The following is a 3,323-nucleotide window of genomic DNA, read 5'->3' on the forward strand; positions in this document are numbered from 1 at the left end:
GGAGAGAACATTGCCTTTGAATGGGAGTTCAAGGGCACCAATACCGGCCCCTGGAGTGCCGAGACCCCAGCCACTCAGCGCCCCCTTAGCTTTAAGGGTGTTAGTTTCATGCATCTCAAGAACGGCAAAATTCTCACGCAGCATGACTACTACGACGCCCTCGGTTTTAACAAGCAACTGGGCTGGTAACGGGTTATTACAATTTGCAKTGTCAGGGGAGGCCTGCCTACGCAGTGAGGTCACCCTGGGCAGGGTGCTGTCGATAATAGCGATCCATACTTGCATTTAGTGGCGCGATTTATACCAGATGTACGATGAATGGGGAGTTTGACCATGTTCATCTGATGATTCAAAGAGTGTCCGGCACGATTTGCTTATTCCTGTTGGCGAAGATGTTCATTTCCACCTGCGCGCGATTGTACGGTTATACCTACATAAGCCTGGATACCACCGTCTATCAGCTGCTGGCCTAGGCGTACACCCGTACCCCGTAATTACTTTCGTTTTCTCCAATTGGGCTATTCTTGAGGTCACGGTTGTCCTAGCTATACCAAGCTTTCGAGCGAGTAGGGCAACACTTTCGCGGGCGTTGAAGCACTACGACAGCAGGCCGAGCCTGATTTTGAGCGGGAAGACGAACGTGTGGTCTACCGCGTCGCCAAAGCGCCGTATCAGGATCGTCGTGTGAATGATGCGCTGTACGCGCAGGCCATCGAAACCTTTAACGAGCCAGCGGTCGTCGAGTTGATCGGGGTGTTGGGTTACTACGCATTGGTGGCAATGACCCTGAACGTGTTTGCGGTGCGCCGCGGCACCGATGTGCCATTGCCGTTCCCAGAGCCTTGATTCACGGCAATCTAGGAGCGCAATCCCCCAGTCCGTTTGTGGCTAAGCTGCGTTCATCGACTTTGGTGAATACACAGGCGATGGCTACCTTTTAAGGGGGGGTAAGCGTTCGGCGGTGTTCGCGTAGCTGCGTATGTTTAAAGAGATTACATCTGAGGCACGTTGGGTCTCTGATTTGCGGACACGTTCAAGGCATCGTATTTCGTCTTTAGTCCATTAGTCGATCCTGATGTTTAGCTCGTTCAATGTTCTTGGGTTATAAGTGTTCGGCCAGGCTTAGCCTGGAGGCAGTAACGTCAGCCATGCTGATCTTACCCGCTTCAATTTGATACATTTGCATTCCTGGCCGAGTTTGAATGACGGCAGCCCAAGATCTGGCGTTGAACAATAATAACTGCGCCCCGCGCTACCAGCGATCACTTTAATTTGACCGGCTGGAATACGTGTTCAGCTCTGCACTCAGTTTGAATTATCACTAGGGGGCAACTGGATGATATTTATCGCCAAAATCTATTCGGCCCTGCGCATTGCGGCACACCTTTGCAGTGCCAATTAACAGGAGGTCTAAATGCTTGTACTTACGGACATGCAGCGCGCATACCTCAAAAAAATACGAGCCCTTAGCACGGACCTTCAGGGCAACGAAGTATTTGCTGGCCTAACGTTCGAGGAATCAATGCGGTTCAATTGCTTGAGTGAGTCGCTTTTGGGGCAGGAGCATCGCACGCAGGAAGATGTGGACGAGTATCTCGCCCTCCACCAAAAGCACGAGCGTGATCGACTATCAAGTGATAGGCGCAGTGATAGAGGCGCAGCAAAACAGATCGTTACTACACAAAAGAACTGAATATCAGCCTTGCCACAGTCAAGCATCACTGAAACAAAGCTTTATCTGACCGGTAATACCCCACTAGCCCGCTGTAGGGCGGGTTTTGACGTCCGCACCTGCTCCGCGCAAAATATCGTGCTCACCCAGCAAGCTGGCTACATCACAGGCCTTGTCCCACAAACCTAGCGAATAACCATGAAGTAGCAGATAAGCAATGCGCGGATGAGCTGGGACTGTTGCCGCTGACCGAAAACTGACCCAGCAAACCCCGTATCTCTATTGTGAACGGCATCAGCATAGAGTTGGCGCAGCTCGTCGTAACGATTCGGGCCGAGTTGCTCGGATAAGCGCGTCATTGTAGCGGGCTGGACGCCGACTAAACGCGTCTGCTCACACATTGACGCCAGCGCCACGTAATTCGGATGTTCGATAATATAGCGCGCCAACACCCTCAACAAACAGCTTTAGAGTGTTCGACGATATCAATGTCGCCAATTCGTTATGACACAGCGTGATATCTTGCAGACCACGAATTAGGTCTGCGCGGCGCAAGCATGCCGGCTTGCGTTTGAGGCTTTTCTCCAAATGCGACAGGTCGGGGCCGAGGCCAGCATATAGGCTTTGCCCAACGGCGCACTCCTCACCCAAGTTAAACTATAGGTCGCAACACATAGTGCTGGCGCTATTGCCGTCCGCATAGCCGCAGGCGCTTTTGTGATCAGTTGTCGCGGTAGATCGACGACGTTATTGCTGTATTAGTACGGATGTTGCTGCCGGTCCCCCTTTTACCCCGATCGTACCTCCAGTTCTGGTAATGCGCGGTGTCTCAAGCATGTTTACCTTGGGAAAAACCGACGCGCATAAAATAATCGATGTTACATATAAAAACGCAGTAATTATCCACTTGGCAGATGTTTATTAATGTTTGGCACTGTCTCAGATCAATAAACTGGTACCAACAACATTATGCTCAAGTGGTATCCATGAAAAATCTTGCCAAAAATGCTCTGAGTCACCTTGCTCGCCCAGATCTCCTGGAAACATGTGCCTACATCAATGGAGAGTGGATTGATGTTTATTGACGTCCATAGATGTTCTATTTGGTACGAAAAACAATTTTAAAAACAGTCGCTTATGAAGATTTTTGTTTTTTGTGTTCCGCATGCGACTACGGAAAGCCAGGGGCCAAGGTATGGGCTKGAGTATGGGCTGAGACTCATCTAGATTGAGTCATCATCCTTTAAATAGGAGGTGACTAATGGCATCACTGACGACAAAAGCCGTAGAGAAGATAATCAGGGCCGGGTTGGCTGGAATGACCAATGATGGCGACGGCCTCTACTTAAAAGTCGGCCGTTCCGGTGGCGCCAGTTGGATCTTTCGCTACAAGATTGCCGGCAAGAGCCGAGACATGGGGTTGGGCGGGAGCCCCGAAGTAAGTCTCGCGAACGCTCGTGAGAAAGCAGCAGCAGCCAGAAAGCTGAGCAAGTCAGGCGTCGATCCGCACACCCGTCGGGATGAGGCGTTGGAGCGACAGCGGTTGAAAAAAGAAGCCGAGCGTATAGCTCAGGCCACAGCAAGAGCTAAGGCAATCCCTTTCAAAGACGTTGCTCTCGACTATATCGCTGCCCACAGGGCGGGCTGGAAA

Annotated in this window: 4 protein-coding genes and 1 pseudogene; 4 read left to right on the top strand and 1 reads right to left on the bottom strand. The window is 51.1% G+C overall.

What is annotated here, in order from left to right:
• Positions 1 to 189 (top strand): ester cyclase (locus AC1DVH_RS28285; protein ID WP_477756569.1); only part of this gene is annotated, 189 nt, incomplete at its 5' end.
• Positions 190 to 404: 215 nt separating this feature from the next.
• Here the strand turns inward: AC1DVH_RS28285 and AC1DVH_RS28290 are convergent.
• Positions 405 to 591, bottom strand: a pseudogene (locus AC1DVH_RS28290) (Lrp/AsnC family transcriptional regulator); the annotation flags it as partial.
• Positions 592 to 642: 51 nt separating this feature from the next.
• Between AC1DVH_RS28290 and AC1DVH_RS28295 the strand changes: the two are divergent.
• From AC1DVH_RS28295 to AC1DVH_RS28305, 3 genes are all read left to right on the top strand, one after another.
• Complete coding sequence (locus AC1DVH_RS28295) at positions 643 to 846, top strand: hypothetical protein (RefSeq protein ID WP_477756570.1); 204 nt, start codon at positions 643 to 645, stop codon at positions 844 to 846.
• 568 nt (positions 847 to 1,414) lie between these two features.
• Entirely contained in the window at positions 1,415 to 1,693 is a 279-nt protein-coding gene (locus AC1DVH_RS28300) for a hypothetical protein (RefSeq protein ID WP_223531551.1), read from the top strand.
• A gap of 1,240 nt (positions 1,694 to 2,933) precedes the next feature.
• On the top strand, positions 2,934 to 3,323 hold a 390-nt coding region (locus AC1DVH_RS28305; RefSeq protein WP_477756571.1), incomplete at its 3' end, for an Arm DNA-binding domain-containing protein.

Source organism: Pseudomonas sp. P4_C3 (assembly GCF_056402075.1).

Bases quoted from the DNA above. Each gene is read 5' to 3' on its own strand.
- AC1DVH_RS28300 (WP_223531551.1), top strand. From the start codon at position 1,415: ATGCTTGTACTTACGGACATGCAGCGCGCATACCTCAAAAAAATACGA.